This is a genomic window from Paucisalibacillus globulus DSM 18846, assembly GCF_000482485.1.
Classification (GTDB): domain Bacteria; phylum Bacillota; class Bacilli; order Bacillales; family Amphibacillaceae; genus Ornithinibacillus; species Ornithinibacillus globulus.
The window spans coordinates 60,975-86,695 of the sequence record NZ_AXVK01000029.1; the positions used below are offsets into that span (position 1 = coordinate 60,975).

The following is a 25,721-nucleotide window of genomic DNA, read 5'->3' on the forward strand; positions in this document are numbered from 1 at the left end:
GAGATATTTCCCTGAACAAGTAAGAAAAAATAAGGGGGGGTTATGGCTTAGCTATAGCCCCTTTTTGCAAAAGTCTGTAGTTTAATAGTTTGTTGCATTTAAGGGTTTTACTCATGAAAAGTATGTTTAAAATACGAAGTAACAAGTTCCTTAGCTTCTTGATTAGGGCACATGCTCTGGTTGACAGGGCTCAAGTTACGTCGCATTTTCCATCAATAGACAAATGGAATTTTTAAAACTAGTTATTAAGAATGAATTCACTTTAAAAAGCTTGGGTGATTACATGAAAATCGAAATGAAAAATATACGAAAATCCTTTGGTAATAATGATGTTTTAAAGGATGTTACCTTATCTGTTCAAGGCGGAGAAATATGTGCATTACTTGGAGAGAATGGTGCAGGTAAATCTACATTAATGAACATTCTTGGTGGAGTTTTACCAACGGATTTAGGAACTATTTTAATCGATGAAAAAGAAGTGAAATTTGAAACACCTGCTGATTCACAGGAAGCTGGCATTGCATTTATCCATCAAGAACTAAATTTAATAAATGATCTTCCTATCTATGAAAATATGTTTCTCGGTCGTGAACGCAAGACAAAGAGAGGAAGTCTTGATTTAAAGCAAATGTACAATAAAACTGCAGAGATTTTTGACCAGATGAACGTGAATTTAGATCCAGGAAAAATGGTTCGGGATTTGGATGCATCTTACAAACAGATTGTGGAAATCTGCCGTGCGATGATGATGAATGCATCTATTATTATCATGGATGAGCCAACCACTTCTTTAACAGATACAGAGATTGAACGCGTTTTTGAAATGGTGAGGACGTTAAAAGAGAACAATGTTGGGATTATTTTTATTTCTCATAAATTAAATGAAGTAAAAGAAATTTGTAATAAGTACATTGTTTTACGGGATGGGAACTTAATATCAAATGGGGATGTAAATAATGTTACGAAAAAAGATTTAGCTAGTTATATGGTGGGTTTTGATGTACGAACCGAGTCATTACGTAGAGAGTCAAGTGATGAAAAAGTTGGAAAAGAAGTTTTACGTGTGGAAGGTTTAACAGATAATCGCCATTTTCGGGATATTCATTTTACCATTAGAGCTGGTGAAATTGTCGGAATAACCGGGCTACTTGGTGATGGACGAAGTGAACTCTTTCAAGCAATCTTCGGTGCGGACCATTATAATTCAGGAAAAATATTGTTAGAAGGACAAGAGGTAACGATTAAAAGTACTTCTCAAGCAATTAAAAAGGGGATAGCCTACCTACCGCGTAATCGAAAGGAAAATGCCATTCTTAAAGATATGGACATCATTGAAAATGCTTCTATTGTAACATGGTCCATGTTTTCAAAACGTGGTGTGATCAACACTTCTAGACACCAGAAGCTATTTGAAGAGCAACGGGATTCCCTACGGATTAAAATGGGTGAAATGACAGATAGTATTACAAGCCTTTCAGGGGGAAATCAGCAAAAGGTTGTTTTATCAAAATGGTTAGCAGCTAACCCTAAAGTATTGATTCTGGATAACCCGACCCAAGGTGTTGATGTTGGTGCAAAGGAAGATATTTACGATATTATTCTAAAACTAGCGGAAGAAAATATTGCCATTGTTGTGTTATCTAGCGAGGCACAAGAAATTACCCGTGTTTGTGATAGAGCACTTGTCATGTATCATGGGGTAATTCAAGGTGAGGTTTGTGATGAAATGATGAATGAACAAACCATCATGAATTTAGCTACAGGTGGGGAAATTGGCGAAGAGAAAGGAGTACACCAACTATGATACCAAATAAGAAATCTAGTTTAGCAGATTCAGGTCAAGGAAAAAAGACGTTCATAGGGTGGTTTAAACATAAATGGTCCAATGATCCACTTTTTAGTATTCTAATTGCCCTGATTATTATGGTCATCTTACAAACGTTAACCTTGGGCTTTGATTATCAGTCATTTGGTGAATGGTTCCAATCCTGGAGTAATAACTGGATTAATATTTTACGAAATAATGCAGGTATAGGAATCGTTGCTTTAGGTATGACCTTTGTTATTATGACAGGGGGAATTGACTTATCTGTTGGTTCAACCTTAGTCATTACTGGAGCTTTTGCTATGTATCTATTAGATACTGGAGCACAGGGGATACTAGGTGCAGTAGGAATTACTGGTGTTCCTGCTATCATTCTAACGATTGTTTTAGTACTAGTATTTGGATATCTATTGGGTGCACTAATTGGTGTTTCCATTACAAAAGGGATGGTACCACCATTTATCGCAACACTTGGTGCTATGATGATATTCCGGAGTGTGACCCAACATTTTGCACAAGGATATAATACAAAGGTTCCAGTTGAATTTCTGCAAATTTCTAGCTTTAAAATTGGCAACCTTATGATTATGCCGATTATCTATTGGGCAATTATCGCATTAATTCTGTATTACGTATCGAAACGAACAACTTTTGGTAGGCAGATTATTGCGGTTGGATCGAATGAAAGAGCGGCAAAGCTTTCCGGAGTTAATATTAATAAAGTGAAGCTTCGCGTGTATGCCTTAATGGGTCTGTTAGTATCTATTGCTGCGATTATTCAGGTTTCTCGTATTGGTTCGATGGACTTTTCAAATGCTGGACGTGGTATGGAGATGGATGCAATTGCCGCAGCTGTTGTTGGTGGGACAAACATGCTTGGTGGCCGCGGCTACATCCTCGGTACAGTATACGGTATGCTAATCATAGCCGTAATGAATAATCTATTAAATCTATTCGGCGTACCCCCATTCCTCCGAGAAGCCTTTAAAGGCGTCATCGTAATTGTCGCAGTACTTTTACAGAGAAAAGAGAAAACAGCCTGATTTGGGTGCCTGTCACTTCTCGAAATAACTCGAAAATTGTCGAGCGGTAGAGGAATTAGACTTCTAGGAATACAAATAAAAAAGTCCATTTCAGCAGATGTATTGAAATGGACTTTTTTTCGACATTATTATACAAAATTCGGGTAGTGACAGGCACCATTAACAAAAATAGGAGGGGTAATATGGGTAATATTGTTTATGCGAATGTGGGTAAGGTTGTTGGTAATGTTGAAGTAGTGGATTCATTTGAACGGGTGAGAGATAGAACGGTGTTGTTTGATTTGGAAAAAATAGACTTTGTTGGCGGCCAAGGGGATCATAGAATATATATTCCAGCTACTATGATTGGTTCTGTACAAGGGGAGAATGTTTTTGTTTATCACGAGTTAGGGCTGTATCCTTTTTTCCAAAAAGCGAAAAAGATAATATTGGAGTCCGGTGTACCGAAAGGGGTCTTTCGATTACGTAGAATAATAGAAAGTAAGAAAAATAGATCTGTTATTGCGAGTGATCTTGTTGTGCTTTCTACGGTATTTGGCGAACCAGAAAGAATTGTTATTAAACATAGTCCAATGGAGATGCAACCAGCTCATGTTATTGTCATGATAAGTTTTAATGGGGGAACGATGGCACATGTGGATTATACCTTTACTGGCAAAGAATATATCGAGCTTGAATGGAGCGGAATTGGGCAGATTATTGAGTTCAACAGTGCTGAAATGAACCCAATGAATTTAGTGGTAAATTTACCACTGACTTTACAATATCATGTGGAATCTATTTTAGAGACTTCAATGAATCAGAATTCCGTTTGGAAAGATTTCCAGAGATTTCAACAATTAGTTGGAGGTGCTGATGAGTGAAAATAGGGATGATGAGCTTTGCACACATGCATGCATATAGTTATGCGGAATGTTTAATGGGATTAGAGAATGTTGAGTTGGTTGGCATATTTGACGATGATGTTTCCCGAGGTGAGAAAGTAGCTGAGAAATTTCAGACAACACATTATGCTGAACAGCAAGCATTTCTTGAACTTGAAATGGATGCGGTAATAATTTGTAGCGAGAATGTTCGTCATAAAGAAATGGTGTTCAATGCTGCTAGAGCTGGTAAGCATATTTTATGTGAAAAGCCGATAGCGACTACAGCTCGAGATGCACAAGAGATGATAGACGTCTGTGAGGAAAGTGATGTGATTTTACAAATTGCCTTTCCAGTACGTTTTAGTCCTGCTATTCAACACGTCAAGCAGTTAATTGATGATGGGGAGATTGGAGAAATTATTGCATTTCGTTCCACAAATCGTGGACAAAATCCTGGTGATTGGTTTGTAGATGAAAAACAAAGTGGTGGAGGTGCTGTTCTTGACCACACGGTACATATGGTGGATATCATGCGCTGGTATTTAGGGGAAGAAGTTGTAAAAGTGGATGCGATTGTTGATTCTTATTTTCATGGTGTAACTATTGATGATGCCGGATTGCTCACATTGGAATTTGAAAATGGCGTTATTGCTTCCCATGATTCCAGTTGGTCTCGTTTTACGGAATACCCAACCTGGGGGGATGCTTGCCTTGAAGTTATTGGAACGAAGCGGACTATAAAGGTAGACAGTTTTGGGGAATACTTACGTATGTTTACTAGTGGAAGAAAATCCTTGAGCCATGTTTTATATGGAAGTGATATGGATCTCGGTCTAATTAACGATTTCGTTGACTGCATAGAAAAAGGTCGTGAGCCTTCAATTACAGGACATGATGGATTAAAGGCATTGGAAGTAGCATTAGCGGCATATGAAGCGGGAGAAGGTGCCTGTCACTTCCCGAAATAACTCGAATTTTGTCAGATGGAAAAAAGCTATTCAATTACTTGAGTTTATTAAAATACTACTCAAGTAATCGAATAGCTTTTTATTTTTTGTAGATAGGAAAAAAATCTTTCTTCTTTGTTATTTAGGCCCCCTGATACCTAACTGGAATATTGTTACGAATTTTCAAATAAAATATTAACGAAGTATTTTACAATTTAAGATTCTGATTAAATTTCTAAATCCCTAATAAGGGTGGTCGATTATTTTGTGTTTGGACAGGGATAGAAGAATCACAAAAAAAATGAAGGAGGAAGTTATCATGAAATATAAAAAGCTTATTTTGTTTATGATTTTGTTAATAGCCAGTGGGATGTTATTTGCTTGTAGTGACAAAGATTCAAAAAGCAGTAGTTCAGAGGAAAATGTGGATGTAATAGAGTTGAATTTGTATAGTTGGAGACCAGAGGATAGAAAGGCATATGAAAAATTTATTGAGGTATTTGAATCTGAGAATCCTGGTATCAAGATTAACTTTCAGCCATTTGAGTCTACGGAATATAACACGATATTAACGAATTCATTGGTGTCTGGTTCTGGTCCAGATATTGTACAATTACGTCCTTATTCTGGAACGAAATCAATTGCAGACAATGGGTATCTTACACCATTAAATGATGTGCCTGGTGTAATGGAAATTGAAGAATCCTTCTTAGAAGCTGCGAAGGGTAGTGACGGGCAAGTATATGGTGTACCAACTACACTTAATGCTGGCGTCATTTTCTATAACAAAGATATTTTTGAGGAATATGGGTTAGAAGCCCCTGAAACCTGGGATGATTTACTTCAAGTGAGTAAGGAATTGAAGAACAACGGAATTATTCCAATTGCTCAGGCAGGGCGTGCTGCATATCTATTATCTATGTTACATGGTGTAATCAGTCCATCTGCATATGGTGGTAATGACTATGTCGATGAAATTATTGCGGGTAATACAGACCTAACAGATCCCAAAATGCTAGAAACACTGGAAAGAATGCAAGAAATAGAACAATATTTTCCAGAAGATTTTATTGCTTTAGATGATAATGATGTTCAAGCACTATTTTATGCAGGGGAAGCAGCTATGTATATCAATGGAGACTATCGGTTAGGAACATTTGAAACGAATGCACCGGACATGAATATTGGCGTAGTACCTGGTTTAAAAGCAGATGGCCCAAATAATCCGCTAGTTATGAATTGGGTAGACGGGTCTTACGGTGTTGTGGAACATTCGGAACATAAAGAAGAAGCGTTGAAATTCATAGAGTTTATGGCTACAAAGGAATTCGGTCAACTATTTAGTGATGAGCTTAATCGCTTAAGTGCCATTAATGGTGTGGAACCGAAACATGAATTGGTACAGCAAATTACAAAAGCATCTGAAGCAAATACTACTCCATACTTATTATTAGTATATTTTGGTGAGGGGTCACCAACAACCAAAACGGTTTTTGAAGACTCGCTGCAAGGAATGTATCTAGGAGAAATTACAAAGGAACAAGTTTTAGAAGATGCACAGAAAAATGTTGAAAGAGTAGCGACAGAAGTAGAATAACATTTTCATAGTGAATAAGTGAATACACAATCAACTTGACTTGATTGTGTATTCCAATTTTTGGAGGGGTAGCAATGTCTTCTCAAATAAATGACAACGGTTATTTTCAAAAAAGAAAATTAAGAAAACATATGGTTCATTTGTTTTTACTGCCTGCAGCAGTATTATATGGAGTTTTCCAGTTATATCCTTTGATTTCTGCTGCGTTGAATAGCTTTTATTCCTTTAATGGATTCGACAAAGATCAATTTATAGGGTTAAAGAACTTTATCGTACTATTTACGGAGGAACCTTATAAAAGTACTTTCTTTAATGCATTTAAACATAATTGGATATATTTTGGTGTTACGGTTTTGACACAGTTAATGATTTCCTTGCTTCTTGCGTTAATTATACATAGCAAAATTAAAGGAAAAGAACTTTTCAAAAGTATTTTCTTTCTACCTAAATTATTATCTGTAATCGTAATCGGTTTTCTTTATAGTCTTATTCTAAATCCTACAAGAGGGGCGCTAAATAATTTATTAGAAGCCATTGGGTTCGAGGAATTAACTAGGCCCTGGTTAGGTAGTATGGATACTGCTTTATTTAGTGTTATTTTCGTTGATAGTTGGGCCTCAATCGGTTTCTCCATGTTAATTTTCTTAGCTGGGTTACAGGCAATTGAACCAGAAATATTTGAGGCTGCAAAAATAGATGGTGCTAATTGGTTTACTGTACTAAGAAAAATTACCATCCCGATGTTAGGACCGTCCTTATTAGTTATGTCCGTGTTGGTGTTTATCGGTTCTTTTGAGACATTCGAATACGTCTATGCTATGCAAGGCTCTTCAGGGGGGCCCTATTATTCAACGGATGTATTAACGACATTTTTTTATCGATTAGCATTTGGAACTACGGATGGTGGGCAATCTATCGGCCTTGGTTCTGCAATCGCAGTTATTTTATTTATCATAATTGGATTGGCAACAACAATAATGCTACTAATCTTCAGACGTAAAGACTTCGATAGATAGGGGGAGTTGAGATGAAAACAAAGTGGTATATTCAGATACTGAAATATGTGGTACTAGCCTTATTTACGTTTATATTTGGGTACCCAATATTCTTAATGATTACGTCATCGTTAAAATCAAACATGGAGATATTTACATCTCCGTTAAGTTTGCCAAGTTCATTTTTATTTGAAAATTATCTAGAAGTTTGGGAAGTAGTGGATTTTTCTAGTTATATATGGAATAGCGTTATCGTAAGTGCTGCATCGGTATTCATCGTGCTATTTGTTTCCTCTATGGCGGGTTACTATTTAGCTAGATACAGATTTAAATGGAATTCATTTATCTTATTGTTCTTTATGATTGGTTTAATGCTACCTATGAGACTTGCAGTGATTCCACTTTACATGATGATGATGAATTTAGGATTGTTGGATACTCTATTCTCATTAATATTTGTTTATGTTGCAGGTGGAATTCCCTTTGCAGTATTTCTATTTTATGGATTTTTTCGTACCGTTCCACAGGCGTTGGAGGATTCGGCACGCTTAGACGGGTGTAATGATTTCCAAATTTATTACAAGATTGTATTGCCTTTAATGAAACCAGCAATATCCATTGTTGCAATTGTTAACTTGCTGAATGTTTGGAATGACTTCTTCTACCCACTAATCTTTATTCGTACGGATGCTTTGAAAACGATTCCTCTTGGCATGTTAACTCTGTTTGGTGAATTTGATACTCAATGGAATCTATTATTTGCTGGATTAACTATTTCATCATTACCAATGCTGATTGCATTCTTATTTGCTTCAAGACAATTTATGGATGGATTAACAGAAGGAGCAGTTAAGTAATGACAAAAAAAGTATGTAACCTTTGATTAACATAAGAGAAGAATGAGTGAAAATAATATATTAGAAGCCTATAACTGGGATGATTTCGTTAAAAAGTAATTATGAAAGGGATTTTGTTATGTGGATGCCTCGAAAAAATAAATAAACATGAGAAAAGCTATTCCTACATCATCAATTTGTAAATATTAAAAGTAGTGAATAGCTTTTCAAATTTATTTAGTAAAGGGATGTTGAATTTAAAAAAGCCTTTATATTTCGACAAAAAGAAACAAAATTCGGGAAGTGACAGGCACCATTACAACAGGCACCATTACAACGAGCTAATTCTAATTCTCTCTTTTGCTAAGGTATTCCGTATTACTTTAATCATTTCCAAGGCGCTTTGGGTGTCTCCATGCACACAGATAGTTTGTCCCTCTACCTTTAATTCTTCGCCTGTAATAGAGGTGATTCGGTTTTCTTTAACCATCCTGACAACATTTTTAGCCACTTGTTGCGGATTTGTAATTATTGCACCATCGTGACTTCTTGAAACTAAAGTCATATCCTTGTTATAAGCCCGATCTGCAAATAATTCCAAAACATATGGCTGACCTTTTTCCTTTGCGACTCTCTCCAGTTCAGAGTTAGGCTTAACGAAAAGGGGTAGTTCAGGATTAACGGTGTGAACGGCCTCTACAATACTAGTTGCGATGCCAGTATCCGTATCCGCCATATTATTTAAATTTCCATGTGGCTTTACATGCTGCATCCGAACGCCATGCTTTTTACAAAATATGTCCAGGGCACCAATTTGATAGAGAATGATATTGGTTAAGGTTTTTGATGGGATGTCCATATTCCACCGGCCAAAACCCAATAGATTAGGGAAACCAGGATGAGCTCCGACCCCGACATTATATTTCTTGGCCATTGCTACAGTATGGTCCATAACATCTGGGTCACCACCATGAAAACCACATGCGATATTAACAGAGGAAATAAATTTTATGACCTCATCATCTTTACCTATAGTAAATGCTCCGAAACTTTCCCCCAAGTCACAATTCAAATCAATCGTCTGCATCGTAATTCCTCCTTTCGTTAACAATTAGCTTGCAAAATTTTAAACATCTTTTCCTGTACTTGTAACCATTCCTGTGCTTCCTGAAGTGTAACTTGTTCAAACATAACACAGTCATTTGGTTTTAATTGTGCAACCTTTGGAAGGTCAACGGTTATTACCCCGCCAACTTTTGTATACCCTCCAACACTTGGCCTTCCTGCTTGAAAAAGAATTGGCTTGCCACTTTTTGGTACTTGAATGGCTCCCATAAACATTCCCTCAGAAAGGATATCAGCTCCAATTTTATGTTCTATCCTCGGTCCATCTAAACGACATGCCATTCGGTCTGCATCCTTTGTAACGGAATATTCAGCTGAAAGCAATGTATCAATACCTTCCTTGGTGAAAGCATCGTCTTGTGGACCTAAGATGATTCTTAAGTTAACTTTTCTAGAGTATGTAGGTACAAGTTCCGGTGAAAGCTTTCTGGGAAAGTATTTCTTGTAAGGCCGCCATTCATATGCATGTATCGTATCACTTTTCACAAGCCCTCTACCAAAATAGCCCCCAACTCCACTAATGAGGTCAGTTGATTTACTTCCAAGTGTATCCTCAACCTTAATGCCTCCAGCAACTGCTATATATGCTCTGCAACCAGAACGATAGCCTTTGAAAGAAAGAGTATCTCCTTTATTGACAGTAAAAGAATGCCAGAGTGGGACAGGGGTGTTATTAACATATGGGGTTAAATCTGCACCTGCGATGGCGATAGTTCTAGTTTCATTTACATGTAGTGTTGGACCGATTAGCGTTACCTCGAGTGTTGCTGCATTTTCCTGATTTCCCACAAGAATATTGGCCATCCGATGCGCGTAATGGTCCACTGCACCCGATACAGCCAGGCCATACTTTTGATAACCTTTTCTGCCAAGGTCTTGAATGGTTGTGAGCAATCCAGGTTTTATTACGTCGAAAATAACAATCACCATCCTTAATCCTGTTTAACGATAATTTCATCATACTCTTTTTTCGTGACCGATTTAAATTTTATGGTATCACCAGGAGAGAGTAAGAAGGGTTTCGCACTGTTTGGATTAAACAGTGAAATTGGTGTACGTCCAATTATTCGCCAACCTCCTGGACTAGTTACAGGATAAATCCCGGTTTGGTTATTTGCGATTCCTACACTACCCGCATAGACCCTATTTCGGGGGCTATCTAGCCTTTCGGTTGCAATTTTATCGTTTAATCCTCCCAAAAAAGGAAATCCAGGACTAAATCCTAGGAAGTAAACGGAGTAAAATGGAGCTGTATGAAGGTCTATTACTTCATCTGGAGTAAGGTTATTGATTCTGGCTACATCAGCTAAATCTGGACCTGTGTCATTTCCATATAAAACTGGTATCTCAATGGTGTTATTTCCTTTGAACTTAGATAAATCCATTTCCTTTATTAAAAGATCAACAGTGGTAAGTAGGTCTCTATATGTAATCTTTAAGGGATTATAGTGGATTAGAAGCGTTGTATAGCCAAGGATGACTTCTTCTATTCCAATTATGGCTTTGGCTTCAATTACTTTAGAAAGTTTTTGTACAGTTTGACTAGTATGCTCGTTCATTTGGTTGCCAAATTTAACGACAACGGATTGATCTCCAGCTAATTTGAATGAATAATCCAATTTAATGCCTCCTGTGACTTTCTTCTTTATGTCTATTTTATCATTGTTTCTTTGGAAAAAGAGACGATGTTTTACAGAGAATTTACATTAGATTCATACAGACATTACAAACTATCCTTATAATAAATGTGAAAGTAATTAATGATGCTATTTTTCAGGTTCACTTATATATACCCCCTATTTTTAATAAAGAGACATGAATTGACCACTCCACATGGTTAGTTGATGTCTTTTTATAGTTTTAATAAAAAACGACATTAAATGACAAAAATCGGGAAGTGACAGGCACCTAAAAGTGGTGTAGAATATTAAATGTTGTTATTATGCCTATTTGGTGGGGGTTCGATTTTATTCCAGTCAAATAGGCTCTTTCTATGAATCAATGAGGAGGCGCTATGATGAACCATTTAATAAAAGATTTTCTAAAAGTAACAGAAGAAGCTGCCATTCAAACATTGCCTTGGGTTGGTAGCGGAAATAAAAATGGCGCCGATCAAGCAGCTACAACATCGATGCGGAATAACTTAAATCAAATTGAAATGCAAGGTGTTATTGTAATTGGTGAGGGTGAAATTGACGAGGCCCCAATGCTTTATATTGATGAACAAGTCGGAACAGGAACTGGCAGCAAGTTAGATATTGCTGTGGACCCAATTGATGGGACAACTCCTGCGGCTAAGGGAAAGGATAATGCAATTTGCGTTATTGCTGCAGCACCAAAAGGAACGCTTTTACATGCTCCAGATATGTATATGGAAAAGATGATTGTAGGGAAAGAAGCAGCTGGTGTGATTGATTTGGATGCACCTCTATTAGACAACCTGATTGCAGTTGCTAAAGCGAAGAATAAAAAAGTAAGTGAACTATGTGTCATAATTCAGGATCGGCCAAGACATGATGATGCAGTTCGTATTATGCGAGAAAATGGAGTTACAGTGGAGTTGTTTCAAGACGGGGATGTATTAAAGTCCTTGTTACCATGTGTAAAACCAGATGAATACGATATGCTTTATAATATTGGTGGTGCACCTGAGGGTGTTTTATCAGCGGTAGCAATTAAATGTCTAGGAGGAGAAATGCAAGCGCGTCTTGCTTTTCGTAACAAAGAAGAATACGATCGCTGTATGCGGATGGGATTGGAAAATCCTAAAGCAGTGTTACGTCATGACCAACTAGCAGGGTCTGATCAAGGTCTGTTCGTTGCGACAGCTATTACAGATACAGAATTTTTGAAGGGAATACAGGAAAACTCTTCAAACGCAACAACACAATCACTAGTCATCGACGATAAATCCAAACAACTAAATATAGTAGAATCAATTAAAGAATTAGTCTTGGTTTAGAGTTTTGGGCTAGTGTTTAGGTGCCTGTCACTTCCCGAAATTTATCGAATAATGTCGAATTTATAAAAGCTATTTGTTTTAGTCTACCCGTTAATCCGGGGGCTAAATCAAATAGCTTTTTTATTTTGTTAGAAAAAACTGGGGGACTAGTAAAATTCTATTATAGTTTGATTGAGAGGCTTCATTTTCAACATTTCCCAGCTAGAAAATATCATTTCATAAGTTAAATCATTCGTTATTATTTTCTTTTGCAGTTTTGACTTTATTTTTTGGATACTCTATTTTATGGATAGTTCTTTGTTTCATCTAACTAGTAATCTTAAATTTATCTAAAAGGAGGCAATTTTGTGGGGCACGATATTTACGGTATTAATAAGAATAGGGAAGAAATCGCTTATGCTAGGTTTAGTATGGGAAATCCAAATGCTACTTTATTGTATAGGTTATTAGATGCATATGAATATTTTGCAGGGGTAAGTGGAACAGGAGAGATGGCAAGTTTTTCTTTGCAACAAATGGAGGAGGCTTGGAAGATTTTTAAGGAATACAATAAAGATGTTTCTTTCCATTCAGAGGATGAGTTAGAGAATTGGGATGAAAAACAAATCTATAAATTCATCCATAATTGTTTAACAACCGCCCAAAAAGAAGGTAGTGTAAGAGTGTATTTTGGATGATTTGGAAAAAGTCTATACAAGTATTTCTTCCCTAAGTACATTTTAGAAGCGGCTTTATCGACAATTATTGACAAAAATCGGGAAGTGACAGGCACCCTAAAACCCCAATTCTCACTCCAATGTCTTCACTTTAAAATAATCCAACATATTATTTACTTCAAATCGGTCATATATCTCTTTTTCAAGGCAAAATTGAATAATTAGATCAAATGTATCGCTGTCTGATAACGAAAAGCCAGCTGCGTTTAGTAGTTTATCTGTCTTTTCCTTGGGAAGTTCAAGGGCTAATGCTAATGAAAGAACAGTAGGCTTGCTAGGCTGATAGTCTGTTTTTGAACGTATTTTTGAGAAAAGTCTTCTGTCAATTCCTGCTTTTTTATAGACCTCAGAATCAGTAGCTCCGGATTTGTCTATGTATGTTAATAGCAACTTTTGAAAGGAAGCCTTTCTTTTTTTGCCAATGAAGTTTTCAAGGTCAACCTGACTCTCAAGGATATCCGATTGGTTATAAACTATCAAACTTTCATAGCGTTTACTTTCATTTAAATGTTCTTTAATATACTCCATTAATTCTTGTAACAGATTCTGCTTTAGCAAGTATATCCCTCCTAAATGTCGCTTCACAGGCGACCAATTTAACCGTAATTTTATTTATTATTATAGCATGGTTAACTTAGGAGGATGATTAAATGAAAACGGAAATTATCTTTTTACTGGATCGAAGCGGTTCGATGGGCGGACTTGAGAAGGATACAATAGGTGGATTTAATGCTTTAGTTCAGAAACAGTGCAAGTTAGAAGGAGAGACGATTTTAACAACCGTGTTGTTTGATCATCAGTATGAATTATTGTGGAATGGCATAGATGCAAGAGACGTAAGATTGACGGAAGAGGATTATTTTGTAAAAGGTTCTACGGCACTTTTGGACGCAATTGGAAAGGCAATAATGGATGTGAGTTTTCGATTATCGAACACCTCACTAGAAAAAAGACCAGATAATGTTCTTTTTGTAATAACAACAGACGGTTTTGAGAATTCAAGTTCCCATTATAGCTATAAACAAGTGAAAAAAATGATTATGGATCAACAGGAAAATCAAGGCTGGGAATTCATTTTCCTTGGGGCTAATATTGATGCTGCTGCAGAAGGAGGAAATCTTGGAATCAATGTAGAGAATTCCTTTTCATTCGAAGCAACTGATAGAGGTGTAGATGCAATGTATGGACTAGTTCATGAAGAGCTTTCCATAAGGAGAAAAGAAGAGTAATACAGCAAACGGAAGATACTAAACTACTACAGTTCAAGATTCCCCCCTGGCAAACATAGTGTGCTAGGGGGTATTTCTATGCAAAAAATAAAATCTACTCAGCAACTGTTCGACAAAAAATGACATATATCGGGAAGTGACAGGCACCTACCAAGTTTATTCTTTATTCTTTTTCAGTCTAGCATAGGCTAGTAATCCTAGCATTAGGATGGTTAGTCCTAGGAAGACAATGGAATCCCAAAATAGTGGGTTACTAGGTGAATCCCACAGGTACGAAACGGACTGGGAGTAAGCAAAGATTGCTTGTGGTAGGACATAGATTCCGATCAACACAAAGGTAGTCAGTATTCCAATGATGTAAAAAGTACTATAAATACGTATACCTAATAATTCATTTTGATAAGCTTGAGTTGTAGAATCCTTTTTCAAAAATGGTAGCCATTTTCTTAAATACTGCTTACCATTCTCCATTAAGTTATAGTGCCCAGTAATATTTTCGATAACATAATACATATCTGTTTTCATATAAAAGAAAAATTGATAAAGAGTTTTAATGAAAATATCAAAGATCACTATCCCAAGGATTCCTGTTATTAGCGAATTTCCTTCAGCAAAATACAGGGTAAGGATAAAGGAAATAAAAATAATAACTTGTTCAAATGACATTCCTGCAAAATATAGCGGATTTCTTTGTTTAGATGGTAGTTTCCATGCTGATGTTAAATCTGCCTCGAAAACGACTAAAAATAAACGATTCCCTATATCTAGCTTTGCTGGTAAATTATACGAACGAATCGCTAGAATATGACCAAATTCATGTATTAATATCAACACTAATGAGATGGACATATACATTAACATATTGAACATCATCGAGTCGAATAAGAATACATCTTTATAATTGGGTAAAAGTGTGGGATTAAGGATAATTAGAAGTACATTTATGAAAAACAAAATAATGTAAAATTTATTTGTTATTTTGTTGAAAAATATTTTCGCCAACTTAGGGGAAATCCAATTAAATCCATTCGAAGTACGGCTTTGTTTCGTTACAGTAACTCTCTCACCATCTATTTCTTTCACTAAGCCAAATTCTACTAATTGCTCTGCAAAGGAAATAATTTCAACCTCTTCTTCTAGATATTCTTCTTTTAGTAAGACTTCAATCTCACCTAAGTTTTTTCCTTTTTTTATCAATTCAATGGCGTCGATACAAATCTTTGGCATCTCATAAAATTCGCCTGATGCACTATCTTCAACGATGAAGTGCTTTTTGTCAGGGCGTATTTGTAAATAGTACAGGTTTAACCTTGAATCAAGCGTTAGTTTCATTTAAACACCGCCATTTTTTCAAAATAATAGGATGCTAGAATACTAGCATCCGTTGGATTATTAGTTCCATGGAGGTAGGATAAAACACCACCAGCAAGTTGTTTTGATCTTTTTTAGTTTACGTACTTTCATGTTGGTGCACCTCCTTTCTATTATTATTATACTGTTCATGAATTTTTTTCCAGTCCGGATAAACATCTTGAAACAATTCTACTAATTTAGGATCAAATTGTGAACCTTTTCCATCAAGAATACGAGAATATGCCTCTTCTAATGTTAAAGCAGAACGATACGACCTAGAAGAAGTCATCGCATCAAATGCATCTGCTATTGCCGTAATTCTAGCTAAAATTGTCGTTTCTTCCCCTTCTAATTGGTCAGGATAGCCTTTCCCATCCCATCGTTCATGGTGGTTGCGAATCACGTCAATATTTGCTGAAATACCTTCCACTTCCTGCACAGCTTTCGCTCCAACAAGTGGGTGCATTTTTATAATATCAAATTCCTCTTTTGTTAGTTTACCGGGTTTTGTTAGTATGGCGTCTGGAATATGGATCTTTCCAATATCATGAAGAAGACAAGCATAATAGAAATATTTTAACTCATTTTTACCAAATTTTCCAGTTTTTGTCGCCAAGGCCATTGCATATTCAGCAACACGTTCACTATGCCCCCTTGTATAAGGATCCTTAAGTTCTAATGTCGCAATGACACCCTTTACAATTCCTTCAATTTGTTTATCATAAGAATCTTTAACTGTATCTACATAACTAGTAATTCTCATTAAAATAATAAAAGCAATGACAGAAAATACAATTATTAGTAATAATGGCCCTACTACGGCATTGAATTGCAATAGATATCCAATGATTAAGTACTTTATAGTAGATAACAGAAATACTATATAAAAGAAATTCTTATTTACAAAAATAGGAGAAAATAAGATAGTTACTAACTCAACAAGATTACCACTGCTATAAGTAATTTCATTTTGGCTATAGAACCAAATTTCATAAGCTAGATTAATGGTTGCATAACTTATGAAAAGTATGTATTTTATTGGCCCTGGTTTATCTACTTTCATTAAATAAAAGAACAAAGGTATTATAGCGATTAACACTAGATAAATTAAATAGTCAAAAAAGTTATTGTTATTAACATCTTCAATTACCCAAGGTAACGTGGATAATATAAATGAATAAATAACCTCATAAATTATAAAAATCCCATAAAACAAACCTAAAAACCATTTAGTGGCTTGTTTTTCTTCTTGTATTAGAGATAATTGAAGTGGTTTCTTCATTATGTAACCCCTCTATTAATATTTTCTTATATATGTATCAACGAAAAATGTATCCTTATAAACTAGTAAAGTCAATTATTCGCCATTCTTAGACAATGTTTTTACTTGATACATTTTATTATCGGCAATTGTTACCAATTTATCAAATGTTTGCCCATCTTCTGGAAAAATAGATTGACCCATTGATAAATTGACATCACTTTCACTAAAAGTTTTACTAAGCTCTGTCTTCACTGTTTGGTTTATTCTATTTATAAGTTTTTCTGCTGTAAGTCTGTCAGCATTTAGTGGTAATATTCTCCTATTTAAAACACGAATGCAATTAGTATAAATCTTATTTTAATAACTGTAAATTAAAAGAAAATTTTAATAACCTAATAGAAATGTTGATTCTATTAGGGGTAAAATAGAAATATAATTTAATTTAGCAGACAATTATCCAACATGACGCTTGAAATTCAATTAAGATTTAAAGGAGGTAATGAAGACATGGATAAGAAATGGATTACTTTTGATTTAGATGGAACATTAATGCAAAATCCGTTTGGAAATTGGGTTTTTCCCGAAATTGCGAAGATGGCAGAAAGCTTTCTTGGAGATGATAATGAGATTATTTCTGAACTAGTACAAGAACACCAAAAAAGGATGGAATCGGGTGATATTGTAAATGCTTATGATTGGGATGATATTGTACAGAAAGTCTTCGCAATTAGTGGGGTACCTATTACGATAGATGTGGGGGAAATGGTTATAAAACATTCAATTCCTTCTAAAGTCTATTTGTTGGAAGAAGGAATATTGGAAATCTTGTATGGATTAAGAGATAGCGGATTTAGTTTGGCAGTGATTACTAATGGGTTCGAAAAATACCAAAAGCCGGTAATGGATGTGCTTAGGTTGACACATGCCTTTGATGCTATTATTACACCAGAAAAAGTGGGATTTGGTAAGCCACAGGTAGAAATGGTAAAAGGTTTACTTGAAGCAGATAATGAAATAATTGCACATATCGGTGACCGTTTGGATCATGATGTTGTACTAGCGAATAAACTGGGAATTTTGTCTGTACTTATTTATCAAAAGATGCCTGATGGTATGAAACACGCAGACATCCCCAAACGAATTGGAATGAAAGAGAGCTTAAATTGGTTAAGGAATAAATGGGAGAGAGAAACGAACGAAAAAACATTACCAATGAATGCTATCCCAAAGATTATGATTCACTCTATAAAGGAAATCAACAGGGAGTCCCTCAAATTCTAGTTTACATCATGAGGGACAGTCCCTTAATCATCCTTTTCTAATAGATGACTTACTGCGCCAATTAATAATCCAACTGCTGCTCCGCCTATTACTTCTATTGGCATATGGCCAAGCATTTCTTTTAATTCCTTTTCCCGTTTGCGGTATGAAACATCTGGATGTTTCTCAGCAAATTTCTCTAATTCTTCATACATATCATTTACTGCTATCGCGGTTTGACCAGCTTGCCAGCGGATGCCCATTGCGTCATACATGACAATTAAGCTAAAAATACTACTAATTCCAAAATCCATTGATGAAAAACCACTTTTGAATCCAACATAACTAGTAAGAGAAGTAACTGCAGCAGAATGCGAGCTGGGCATATCACCAGAACTAACCATCTTTTTCCAATCCCAAATTCCAGTTTCTTTAAAATGTAGTGGTACCTTCATAAATTGAGCAGCACCAATCCCAATTAATCCCGTAACTAACGCACGATTCAACATAAATTCACCTCTAGTTATTCATGTGCAATTTAAAAGAGAATATGTGTCGAATTTTACTTAGTGCCTGGCACTTGTCAAAAACAGTCGAAAAATATTCAGGACTAAATACCCGTTTGATAATTACTAGAATTAAGATAAAATGGAAAATATAGGGAATGTAGGAAGGGTCGGAAGATTAATATGAATCATTTTATCTGTGTGACTTGTGGAGTACAATATGAACAATCAACTTTGCCACCTGATTCCTGTTTGATTTGTAATGAAGAAAGGCAGTACATACACCCCGAAGGTCAATCCTGGACAACCCTAGAAAAAATGAGACAAGAAAAGATATACAGAAATGATATTATCCAGGAAGAAGAAAACCTTTATAGTATCCACACCAATCCGAACTACGGAATCAGTCAATTTGCATATTTAGTACAAAACCAAGGATTTAATATTCTTTGGGATTGTATCACTTACTTAGATAGAACCACTATCCAGGTAGTAGAAGAACTTGGTGGTATTGATGTAATTGCACTTTCACACCCTCATTATTACTCCACTCAAGTGGAGTGGGCTGAGGCTTTTGATGCACTAATATATATTCATGAAGATGATAAGGGATGGATAACTAGACCTAGTGAACGCATCGTTTTTTGGTCTGGTGAAAACCATGAACTGAATTATGGTTTAAATTTGCATCGTTTGGGTGGACATTTTAAGGGGGCAACGGTATTAGAGTGGCAACATGGTAATCAAGGTCTTGGAGTACTTTTATCAGGTGACGTCATTCAAATTGTACCGGACCAACATTGGGTTAGTTTTATGTATAGTTACCCTAATTTAATCCCGTTACCAGCAAACAAAGTAAGTGAAATGGCGGAGAGAGTTAAAACCATGAAGTTTGATAGGATTTATAATGCTTTTCATCGAATGGTTAAAAGTGATGGAATAGCAGTTGTGGAAAGATCTGCTAACCGTTATATTAAGGCTTTAAAAGGTACATTATTTGAAACATAAATGTAATCCATTTCATAGGAAAAATGTAGTATGATTAGTGTTAGTTTCGCTTCAGTTTATTACTTGCATAGGGTGATCGTAGTGGAGTATCGGAAAAAAATTGATTTTCATACTGAGGGCTTTACGGATGAAATTGTTGAGGTTATCCATCAGTTAGGTGAATTAAGGGATTTAGAATTAGAAAAGTGTATTAGTAATTTGATTAAGCGGACGGACTCCGTTTCATTTGCTAAGAATATTCTTCAACACCTCGAAATGATGAATGAGGAAAGCCCAAAGATTGTAGAAAAAGATAAGCAGAAACATAGTTTGAAAATAGAACATTTAAATGATAATTTAAAATCAAAAAATCTAACACCAATGGAAAAGCGGTATATTTATGAAGAAATGGCTGAACTCATCGATGATATGAAGTCCATTGGTAGGTATTGGTTTCAAAAGTCGTTAACTGGTGTAAAATATATTGGTGCAGCCGGAGCTGTTCTCGCTGCAGCACTGTTGTTTCGAAAAAAAAAATAAATTAAATATCATCCACCATTTTTAATAATGAGTGGATTTTTACTAAATGTCTTTTATACTAGTAATGTATCTTTTGGTGGATGCATTGCTATTTTTTTGAAGATAAATTAATCTGTATACTATGGTACATGGTAACCATGAGTTTTGATTGAAATAGTATTTTTTTGTTGTTTGAAATGAAGGAGGGGCGTTCCGATTGGTAACGATTAAACATATTGCGGAGATGGCAGGAGTTTCACGCACTACGGTATCACGAGTATTAAATAATTCAGGTTATGTAAGTGAAGATGCTCGGAAGCGAGTGGAGATGGTTATTAAGGAAACTGGTTATGTACCTAGTGAGCAAGCGAAATCCCTTCGTACAAAGAAAACAAAGGTTATTGGTGTGATTCTTCCAACGATTCAAACCGAAACACCAAGTAGGATTGTGACTGGAGTTGGTAAGGAATTAGCAGAAAATGGGTATCAGATTATACTTGCCAATACCAACTTAGATAAGGATAAAGAATTGGAGTACCTTGATGTATTAAGACTGCGTCAAGTTGATGGAATTATATTAATTGCAACTAATACCGAGCCTAAATTAATGGAAAAGATAAAGGGAATGAATATTCCCATAGTGATCGTCGGACAAGAGGCAGATGACTTAATGTACGTGACCTATGATGATTACCATGCAGCACGTGATTTAACCACCTTTTTCATAGAGAAGGGACATACTAATATTGCTTTTATTGGGGTAGATGAAGCAGACCATTCGGTAGGTTATTTGCGAAAGAAGGGTTACCTGGATGCAATGAAATCCAGTGAATTAGCAGTGGAGTCTAACTGGGTTGAAACTGGTATTTTTGATATTGAATCTGGTTATGAAGCAATGAAAAATATTCTTACAAAGACAACGAGTATACCTACTGCTACCATTGCAGTTACGGATAGACTGGCAATTGGTGCAATTAGTTATTTAAAGGAAAAAGGAATTCGTATACCAGAACAAATGGCATTGGCTGGTTTTGGCGCATCTGAATTGGCAAAGTATCTTGATCCGCCCTTAACAACAGTTGATTATCAAAATGAAAAAGCAGGAGAAGAGGCAGCAAAGCAACTACTTGCCAAAATTAACGCCAAGAAGTACCAAAAACAAATTATTTTAGACTATAGACTTATCATTCGAAAAAGTGTATGATTTTAAATGTAATCGATTCCATATTGAGCTAATCTATCTGGAATCGATTCCTTGAAAGATACGTATAACATCATAGATTGTACAAAATATAAAAGGGATGAACCTATCAGGGAAAAATAGTGAGCAAAGTTATACTTCTGTTTCAGCACTTCTACCTTTTTCTTTCCATGACGTGGAATCGATTCCCTAAAACAAATTGGAGGGGTTTGTATGTCGGAAAACAAAAGAATAGCAAAAGAAATTATTGATGCTATTGGTGGGCCAGATAATATTAAATCGGTCACACATTGTGCAACAAGACTTCGTTTCATTATTAATGATGAGGACAAAGTGAACAAAGATCAGGTTGAGAACATTGATAAAGTAAAAGGGGCATTTTTCAACTCAGGTCAATATCAAGTGATTTTAGGAACTGGAACAGTTAACAAGGTCTATGAAGAAGTAGAAAAATTCGATTTGAGCAAAATGACAAAAGAGGATCAGAAAGAGGAAGCATCTAAACAAAGAAACACGTTCCAACGTGCGATTCGAACATTTGGGGATGTATTTGTTCCAATTATTCCGGTTCTAGTTGCGACAGGTCTCTTTATGGGGCTACGCGGACTACTCATGCAAGAGGAAATATTAGGCTTATTTGGCCTTGCACCAGAGGATATTTCTAGTAACTTTCTTCTCTATACAGAAATTCTAACGGATACGGCATTTATCTTTTTACCAGCATTAATTGCTTGGTCTACGTTCCGTGTATTTGGCGGAACACCAATTATCGGTTTAGTTCTTGGCCTAATGTTAGTTAGTCCAGCCCTACCGAATGCTTGGGGTGTAGCTTCAGGTGCTGATCCACTATATTTCTTTGATTTTATTCCAGTTGTAGGCTATCAAGGTGCTGTATTACCAGCTTTTATTGCTGGTATCATTGGGGCAAAGTTAGAGCGAGCTATTCGTAAACGTGTTCCGGAAGCGTTGGATTTAATCCTAACCCCATTTTTAACGTTATTAGTTATGAGTGTTGCAGCATTATTTATTATTGGTCCTGTTTTCCATACAGTGGAAGGCTATATTTTAGACGCAGCATTATGGGTACTTGATTTACCATTAGGATTAGCAGGTATTTTACTTGGTGGCCTAAATCAAATTATTGTCATTACAGGTGTCCATCATATTTTTAACTTACTTGAGGTTCAATTATTAGAGAACTTAGGGAATAACCCTTATAACGCGATTGTAACAAGTGCGGTTGCAGCACAAGGTGGTGCAACGTTAGCTGTCGGATTGAAAACGAAAAAGAAAAAACTAAAAGCATTAGCGATGCCTTCTTCTTTGTCAGCCTTTTTAGGTATTACTGAGCCAGCAATTTTTGGAGTAAACCTTCGTTATGGTAAACCATTTATAATGGGCTTAATCGGTGGTGCAGCTGGTGGATTTTTAGCTTCTGTATTGAATTTAGCAGGTACGGGTATGGCAATTACGGTTATTCCAGGTACATTATTATATCTAAACTCTCAATTACCGCTTTATATCCTTGCTAACGTTGTAGCCATCGGTGTTGCTTTTCTGTTAACATGGATGTTTGGCTATTCCGATAAGGAAGCAGAGAGAATAGAAAAATAGGATTAGGAGATCGTTATGATACAATCATCTTCAGAATTACAGAAAAAAGTTTATCGTCGAGTAGCTGACATAAAACAAGTGGTTGCAAGCGATCCTTATCGCTTGCATTACCATTTGATGCCCCCTGTTGGATTATTAAATGATCCGAATGGATTTGTTTTTTATAAAGGGGAATATCATGTTTTTTATCAATGGAATCCTTTTGAAACAGCACATGGTGCGAAATTCTGGGGACATTATATTTCCGATGATTTAGTTAGGTGGGAGGAAGCATCCATTGCACTAGCCCCAGACAGTTGGTTTGATAAGGATGGCTGTTATTCTGGCAGTACAATCGTCCATGAAGACAAGATGTACGTTTTCTATACTGGGAATGTGAAAGATGACGAAGGAAATCGTAAGTCGTATCAGTGTCTAGCTGTTTCAGAAGATGGCTTAACATTTGAAAAAAAAGGTCCAGTTATTGAGGTGCCAAAAGGGTATACGGCACATTTTCGTGATCCAAAGGTGTTTTATCAGGATAAGAAATGGTATATGGTTCTTGGTGCTCAAACGGAAGCAGAAAAAGGGGAAGCTGTACTATATTCCTCTTCAGACCTTGAAAGTTGGAATTTTCGTGGTACTTTAACAGGAAGCGGACAGCACGGTCTTGGTGATTTCGGTTATATGTGGGAATGCCCGGATTTACTTGAAGTGAATGGGAAGGACATATTATTAGTTTGTCCACAGGGTATCCCTGCGAGAGGATTTGAATTTCAAAACATATTCCAGTCTGGTTATTTTGCCGGGAAAGTGAATTTAGAAAAGCCAACATTTGACCATGGAGAATTTGTTGAACTAGATCGCGGTTTTGACTTTTATGCTCCACAAACAACAATGGATGATAACGGCCGGTATCTATTATTTGGCTGGATGGGAAATGCTGAAGAAGAGGATATTATTCAACCGACTATTCGCAATGAATGGATTCATGCTTTAACAATCCCAAGAGAATTGGAATGGAAAGATGGTGCTCTTTTGCAGCGACCAGCTCTTGAACTGAAAAATCTACGTGAAAATGAAATAAGTTATTCTGACATTATACTTGGTTCACAAGGTAAGTCCTTTCAGGTTATTAATGGTCTCGTTTATGAGCTATTAATTGAAATCAAAGAATGGAATGCTAAAAACCTTCTTATTCAACTTGGTTCTTCGACATCGATAATGTTTGATCAAACCACACAAGTATTTTCATTCGAACGGGTTAACTTTAATGGAAAAGAGCTTGAACAAAGGCATTATTCCTTGGATGAACTCCATACACTCCAAATTTTTAAGGATACATCATCCGTGGAAGTCTTTGTTAATGATGGCGAGGCGGTCTTTACTTCACGGATATTTGACCGGGGACAGGAAATTGTTTTCAAGGCTGATGGTAGGATAGCATTAAATATGAGCAAATGGGATATAAAGCGAATAACCTCGTACTAATTTTGAAGATTAAAGTAGGTGAGCAAAATGACAGATGTTACTGCATTAGGTGAGATATTAATTGACTTTACACCACAGGGGCATAATGATGACGGAAATCCAAGCTTCGTGGCCAATCCAGGAGGGGCACCTGGAAATGTGATGGTTGGATTATCTTCTTTAGGAATTAAGTCTGGTTTTATTGGTAGTGTGGGGCAGGACCAGTTCGGTGACATGTTAAAGGAAACATTAAGAAACAATGGTGTTAATGTAGAGGGAATCGTTCAAGTTGGTATTCCTACCACACTTGCCTTTGTGCATATAGCTGAAGGCGGGGAACGTTCCTTTAGCTTCTACCGTAAGCCAGGTGCTGATATGATGCTTACCAAAAATGACTTAAATCTTGATTTGATTTCTAAGTCGAAAGTCTTTCATGTTGGTTCTATTTCCATGACGGATAATCCTGTACGGGAAGCGACTCTTGTAGCTTTAAAGCATGCAAAGGAAAACAATATAGCAATTTCCTATGATCCTAATTTACGACCAGCTCTTTGGGAAAGCTTGCACGAAGCTAACAAGTGGATGTTAGAAATCATGTCATTTGCAGATATTGTTAAGTTATCAGAAGATGAATTAGAATTTCTAACTGGTGAACAGGATATTCAAACTGGTGTGGAAAAGTTAAACCAGCAATATAATATGCCACTTCTATTTGTAACGCTAGGGGAAAAAGGAAGTTACTTATTTGCCAATGGAGAATCTGTCATGGTACCTGGCCAGATTGTACATGCGATTGACACAACTGGTTGTGGCGATGCATTTTTTGCGGGAGTACTGTATCAGATTATTAAAATGGATGCACTAGGAAAACAATTAAAAAAAGAAGAAATGGCTAAAATCCTTAAATTTGGGAATGCTATGGGCGGTTATGTAGCAACCAAGAAAGGTGCTATTTCAGGCATGCCTAGCTTAGAACAAATCCAAGCATTTATCCAATCCTAAATAGAATAAAAGTGTTGAAAAATATGTTGTGCCAGGTACCAGCAAATTCACCGAAATTGTGCTGGTACCTGGCATTTGTATATTTTACCAGTTTAATACATTTAGAAATAAGGTATATAAACAACAAGGTTCTGTCTTCGTGTACAGGAATATAGGAGGTAAGTCATGAAACCAAAAAAGAATGATTACTCTCGTCGCATCGAAGAAAAAAGATATGAAATGATAGAAGAAGCAAAAAAACACGGTATAACTAGTTGGCAAGTCTTGAAAAAAAGTAAGGAATTAGATGAGCTAATTTTTACCTCCATGAAAGAAAAGTAGTAGTAACAAGACATTGTAATCAAGCAAACCCTCGTGTCCCATTTTATTATATAACTTCATATTATCGCATTTTCCAAACGATTTTAAAAATAAAAATAAAAGCA

At 36.1% G+C, this 25,721-nt stretch carries 26 protein-coding genes; 18 read left to right on the plus strand and 8 right to left on the minus strand.

The features are described from left to right. Positions 1-283: 283 nt before the first annotated feature. The 7 genes from K332_RS0109340 (at position 284) to K332_RS0109370 (ending at position 8,130) form a co-directional block, all read left to right on the plus strand. Positions 284-1,804, plus strand: a complete 1,521-nt coding sequence (locus K332_RS0109340; protein ID WP_026907218.1) for a sugar ABC transporter ATP-binding protein — start codon at positions 284-286, stop codon at positions 1,802-1,804. Continuing rightward, on the plus strand, positions 1,801-2,868 hold the full coding sequence (locus K332_RS0109345) for an ABC transporter permease (protein WP_026907219.1): 1,068 nt from the start codon (positions 1,801-1,803) through the stop codon (positions 2,866-2,868). Before K332_RS0109340 ends, K332_RS0109345 begins: the two co-directional genes overlap by 4 nt. Positions 2,869-3,050: 182 nt before the next feature. Beyond that, a complete protein-coding gene (locus K332_RS0109350) occupies positions 3,051-3,731 on the plus strand; it encodes a hypothetical protein (protein ID WP_026907220.1) in 681 nt (226 codons plus the stop codon). Beyond that, positions 3,728-4,702, plus strand: a complete 975-nt coding sequence (locus K332_RS0109355) for a Gfo/Idh/MocA family protein (RefSeq protein ID WP_026907221.1) — start codon at positions 3,728-3,730, stop codon at positions 4,700-4,702. The genes K332_RS0109350 and K332_RS0109355 overlap by 4 nt, the downstream gene beginning before the upstream one ends. Positions 4,703-5,000: 298 nt before the next feature. Further along, positions 5,001-6,278, plus strand: a complete 1,278-nt coding sequence (locus K332_RS0109360; protein WP_036688557.1) for an ABC transporter substrate-binding protein — start codon at positions 5,001-5,003, stop codon at positions 6,276-6,278. A gap of 74 nt (positions 6,279-6,352) precedes the next feature. After that, positions 6,353-7,294, plus strand: coding sequence for a carbohydrate ABC transporter permease (locus K332_RS0109365; RefSeq protein ID WP_026907223.1), 942 nt, complete (start codon positions 6,353-6,355; stop codon positions 7,292-7,294). 11 nt (positions 7,295-7,305) lie between these two features. Beyond that, complete coding sequence (locus K332_RS0109370; protein ID WP_026907224.1) at positions 7,306-8,130, plus strand: carbohydrate ABC transporter permease; 825 nt, start codon at positions 7,306-7,308, stop codon at positions 8,128-8,130. A 310-nt stretch (positions 8,131-8,440) separates the two neighbouring features. Here the strand turns inward: K332_RS0109370 and K332_RS0109375 are convergent, their stop codons facing one another. The 3 genes from K332_RS0109375 to pxpB are packed head-to-tail and all read right to left on the minus strand — an operon-like array spanning position 8,441 to position 10,853. Continuing rightward, on the minus strand, positions 8,441-9,196 hold the full coding sequence (locus K332_RS0109375; RefSeq protein ID WP_026907225.1) for a LamB/YcsF family protein: 756 nt from the start codon (positions 9,194-9,196) through the stop codon (positions 8,441-8,443). 17 nt (positions 9,197-9,213) lie between these two features. Next, positions 9,214-10,164 carry a 5-oxoprolinase subunit C family protein gene (locus K332_RS0109380; RefSeq protein WP_051359409.1) on the minus strand — a complete coding sequence of 317 codons (951 nt, stop codon included), beginning with the start codon at positions 10,162-10,164 and terminating at the stop codon, positions 9,214-9,216. A gap of 2 nt (positions 10,165-10,166) precedes the next feature. After that, positions 10,167-10,853 carry a 5-oxoprolinase subunit PxpB gene (gene pxpB, locus K332_RS22270; RefSeq protein WP_051359410.1) on the minus strand — a complete coding sequence of 229 codons (687 nt, stop codon included), beginning with the start codon at positions 10,851-10,853 and terminating at the stop codon, positions 10,167-10,169. 398 nt (positions 10,854-11,251) lie between these two features. Between pxpB and glpX the strand changes: the two genes are divergently transcribed. Both glpX and K332_RS0109395 read left to right on the plus strand, forming a co-directional pair. After that, a complete protein-coding gene (gene glpX, locus K332_RS0109390) occupies positions 11,252-12,196 on the plus strand; it encodes a class II fructose-bisphosphatase (RefSeq protein WP_026907227.1) in 945 nt (314 codons plus the stop codon). Between the two features lie 347 nt (positions 12,197-12,543). Further along, on the plus strand, positions 12,544-12,873 hold the full coding sequence (locus tag K332_RS0109395; protein ID WP_036688563.1) for a hypothetical protein: 330 nt from the start codon (positions 12,544-12,546) through the stop codon (positions 12,871-12,873). A gap of 111 nt (positions 12,874-12,984) precedes the next feature. On the opposite strand, the gene K332_RS0109400 is transcribed toward K332_RS0109395, so the two are convergent. Beyond that, positions 12,985-13,470 (minus strand): hypothetical protein, encoded by a 486-nt coding sequence (locus K332_RS0109400; RefSeq protein ID WP_026907229.1) that lies wholly within the window; start codon positions 13,468-13,470, stop codon positions 12,985-12,987. A 92-nt stretch (positions 13,471-13,562) separates the two neighbouring features. Here K332_RS0109400 and K332_RS0109405 point away from each other — a divergent pair, with 92 nt between their 5' ends. Further along, on the plus strand, positions 13,563-14,141 hold the full coding sequence (locus tag K332_RS0109405; protein WP_026907230.1) for a vWA domain-containing protein: 579 nt from the start codon (positions 13,563-13,565) through the stop codon (positions 14,139-14,141). A gap of 156 nt (positions 14,142-14,297) precedes the next feature. Here K332_RS0109405 and K332_RS0109410 read toward each other — a convergent pair whose 3' ends face one another. From K332_RS0109410 to K332_RS24450, 3 genes are all read right to left on the minus strand, one after another. Then, positions 14,298-15,473, minus strand: coding sequence for a hypothetical protein (locus K332_RS0109410; RefSeq protein ID WP_026907231.1), 1,176 nt, complete (start codon positions 15,471-15,473; stop codon positions 14,298-14,300). 118 nt (positions 15,474-15,591) lie between these two features. Then, positions 15,592-16,776, minus strand: coding sequence for an HD-GYP domain-containing protein (locus tag K332_RS0109415; protein WP_026907232.1), 1,185 nt, complete (start codon positions 16,774-16,776; stop codon positions 15,592-15,594). 75 nt (positions 16,777-16,851) lie between these two features. Continuing rightward, the gene (locus K332_RS24450; protein WP_084287875.1) at positions 16,852-17,109 is read right to left on the minus strand and encodes a diguanylate cyclase domain-containing protein; all 258 of its coding nucleotides are present in this window, start codon (positions 17,107-17,109) and stop codon (positions 16,852-16,854) included. A gap of 156 nt (positions 17,110-17,265) precedes the next feature. Between K332_RS24450 and K332_RS22275 the strand changes: the two genes are divergently transcribed. After that, complete coding sequence (locus tag K332_RS22275; RefSeq protein ID WP_036688565.1) at positions 17,266-18,039, plus strand: HAD family hydrolase; 774 nt, start codon at positions 17,266-17,268, stop codon at positions 18,037-18,039. A gap of 23 nt (positions 18,040-18,062) precedes the next feature. Here K332_RS22275 and K332_RS0109430 read toward each other — a convergent pair whose 3' ends face one another. Continuing rightward, positions 18,063-18,527 (minus strand): divergent PAP2 family protein, encoded by a 465-nt coding sequence (locus K332_RS0109430; protein WP_245604656.1) that lies wholly within the window; start codon positions 18,525-18,527, stop codon positions 18,063-18,065. A gap of 180 nt (positions 18,528-18,707) precedes the next feature. On the opposite strand from K332_RS0109430, the gene K332_RS0109435 reads away from it, so the two are divergent. The 7 genes from K332_RS0109435 (at position 18,708) to K332_RS23580 (ending at position 25,617) form a co-directional block, all read left to right on the plus strand. Continuing rightward, complete coding sequence (locus K332_RS0109435; protein WP_026907234.1) at positions 18,708-19,532, plus strand: MBL fold metallo-hydrolase; 825 nt, start codon at positions 18,708-18,710, stop codon at positions 19,530-19,532. Between the two features lie 81 nt (positions 19,533-19,613). After that, entirely contained in the window at positions 19,614-20,051 is a 438-nt protein-coding gene (locus tag K332_RS0109440) for a hypothetical protein (RefSeq protein ID WP_156914175.1), read from the plus strand. A gap of 196 nt (positions 20,052-20,247) precedes the next feature. After that, positions 20,248-21,234 carry a LacI family DNA-binding transcriptional regulator gene (locus tag K332_RS0109445; RefSeq protein WP_026907236.1) on the plus strand — a complete coding sequence of 329 codons (987 nt, stop codon included), beginning with the start codon at positions 20,248-20,250 and terminating at the stop codon, positions 21,232-21,234. 210 nt (positions 21,235-21,444) lie between these two features. Continuing rightward, positions 21,445-22,845 carry a sucrose-specific PTS transporter subunit IIBC gene (locus K332_RS0109450; protein WP_026907237.1) on the plus strand — a complete coding sequence of 467 codons (1,401 nt, stop codon included), beginning with the start codon at positions 21,445-21,447 and terminating at the stop codon, positions 22,843-22,845. A 15-nt stretch (positions 22,846-22,860) separates the two neighbouring features. Continuing rightward, positions 22,861-24,315 (plus strand): glycoside hydrolase family 32 protein, encoded by a 1,455-nt coding sequence (locus K332_RS0109455; protein WP_026907238.1) that lies wholly within the window; start codon positions 22,861-22,863, stop codon positions 24,313-24,315. A gap of 27 nt (positions 24,316-24,342) precedes the next feature. Continuing rightward, positions 24,343-25,296, plus strand: coding sequence for a carbohydrate kinase family protein (locus K332_RS0109460; RefSeq protein ID WP_026907239.1), 954 nt, complete (start codon positions 24,343-24,345; stop codon positions 25,294-25,296). Positions 25,297-25,461: 165 nt separating this feature from the next. Then, positions 25,462-25,617: an aspartyl-phosphate phosphatase Spo0E family protein gene (locus K332_RS23580; protein ID WP_084287881.1), complete on the plus strand. Its 156-nt coding sequence runs from the start codon at positions 25,462-25,464 to the stop codon at positions 25,615-25,617. Positions 25,618-25,721: the final 104 nt, after the last annotated feature.

What these genes read in the sequence shown, in the direction of transcription:
- K332_RS0109380 (WP_051359409.1), bottom strand. Translation starts at nt 10,164, where the DNA reads ATGGTGATTGTTATTTTCGACGTAATAAAACCTGGATTGCTCACAACC.
- K332_RS0109410 (WP_026907231.1), bottom strand. Translation starts at nt 15,473, where the DNA reads ATGAAACTAACGCTTGATTCAAGGTTAAACCTGTACTATTTACAAATA.
- K332_RS0109340 (WP_026907218.1), top strand. Translation starts at nt 284, where the DNA reads ATGAAAATCGAAATGAAAAATATACGAAAATCCTTTGGTAATAATGAT.
- K332_RS0109375 (WP_026907225.1), bottom strand. Translation starts at nt 9,196, where the DNA reads ATGCAGACGATTGATTTGAATTGTGACTTGGGGGAAAGTTTCGGAGCA.
- K332_RS0109430 (WP_245604656.1), bottom strand. Translation starts at nt 18,527, where the DNA reads ATGTTGAATCGTGCGTTAGTTACGGGATTAATTGGGATTGGTGCTGCT.
- K332_RS0109370 (WP_026907224.1), top strand. Translation starts at nt 7,306, where the DNA reads ATGAAAACAAAGTGGTATATTCAGATACTGAAATATGTGGTACTAGCC.
- K332_RS0109450 (WP_026907237.1), top strand. Translation starts at nt 21,445, where the DNA reads ATGTCGGAAAACAAAAGAATAGCAAAAGAAATTATTGATGCTATTGGT.
- K332_RS0109360 (WP_036688557.1), top strand. Translation starts at nt 5,001, where the DNA reads ATGAAATATAAAAAGCTTATTTTGTTTATGATTTTGTTAATAGCCAGT.
- K332_RS0109435 (WP_026907234.1), top strand. Translation starts at nt 18,708, where the DNA reads ATGAATCATTTTATCTGTGTGACTTGTGGAGTACAATATGAACAATCA.
- K332_RS0109455 (WP_026907238.1), top strand. Translation starts at nt 22,861, where the DNA reads ATGATACAATCATCTTCAGAATTACAGAAAAAAGTTTATCGTCGAGTA.
- K332_RS0109460 (WP_026907239.1), top strand. Translation starts at nt 24,343, where the DNA reads ATGACAGATGTTACTGCATTAGGTGAGATATTAATTGACTTTACACCA.
- K332_RS22275 (WP_036688565.1), top strand. Translation starts at nt 17,266, where the DNA reads ATGGATAAGAAATGGATTACTTTTGATTTAGATGGAACATTAATGCAA.
- K332_RS0109345 (WP_026907219.1), top strand. Translation starts at nt 1,801, where the DNA reads ATGATACCAAATAAGAAATCTAGTTTAGCAGATTCAGGTCAAGGAAAA.
- K332_RS0109405 (WP_026907230.1), top strand. Translation starts at nt 13,563, where the DNA reads ATGAAAACGGAAATTATCTTTTTACTGGATCGAAGCGGTTCGATGGGC.
- K332_RS0109350 (WP_026907220.1), top strand. Translation starts at nt 3,051, where the DNA reads ATGGGTAATATTGTTTATGCGAATGTGGGTAAGGTTGTTGGTAATGTT.
- K332_RS23580 (WP_084287881.1), top strand. Translation starts at nt 25,462, where the DNA reads ATGAAACCAAAAAAGAATGATTACTCTCGTCGCATCGAAGAAAAAAGA.
- K332_RS0109415 (WP_026907232.1), bottom strand. Translation starts at nt 16,776, where the DNA reads ATGAAGAAACCACTTCAATTATCTCTAATACAAGAAGAAAAACAAGCC.
- glpX (WP_026907227.1), top strand. Translation starts at nt 11,252, where the DNA reads ATGAACCATTTAATAAAAGATTTTCTAAAAGTAACAGAAGAAGCTGCC.
- K332_RS0109365 (WP_026907223.1), top strand. Translation starts at nt 6,353, where the DNA reads ATGTCTTCTCAAATAAATGACAACGGTTATTTTCAAAAAAGAAAATTA.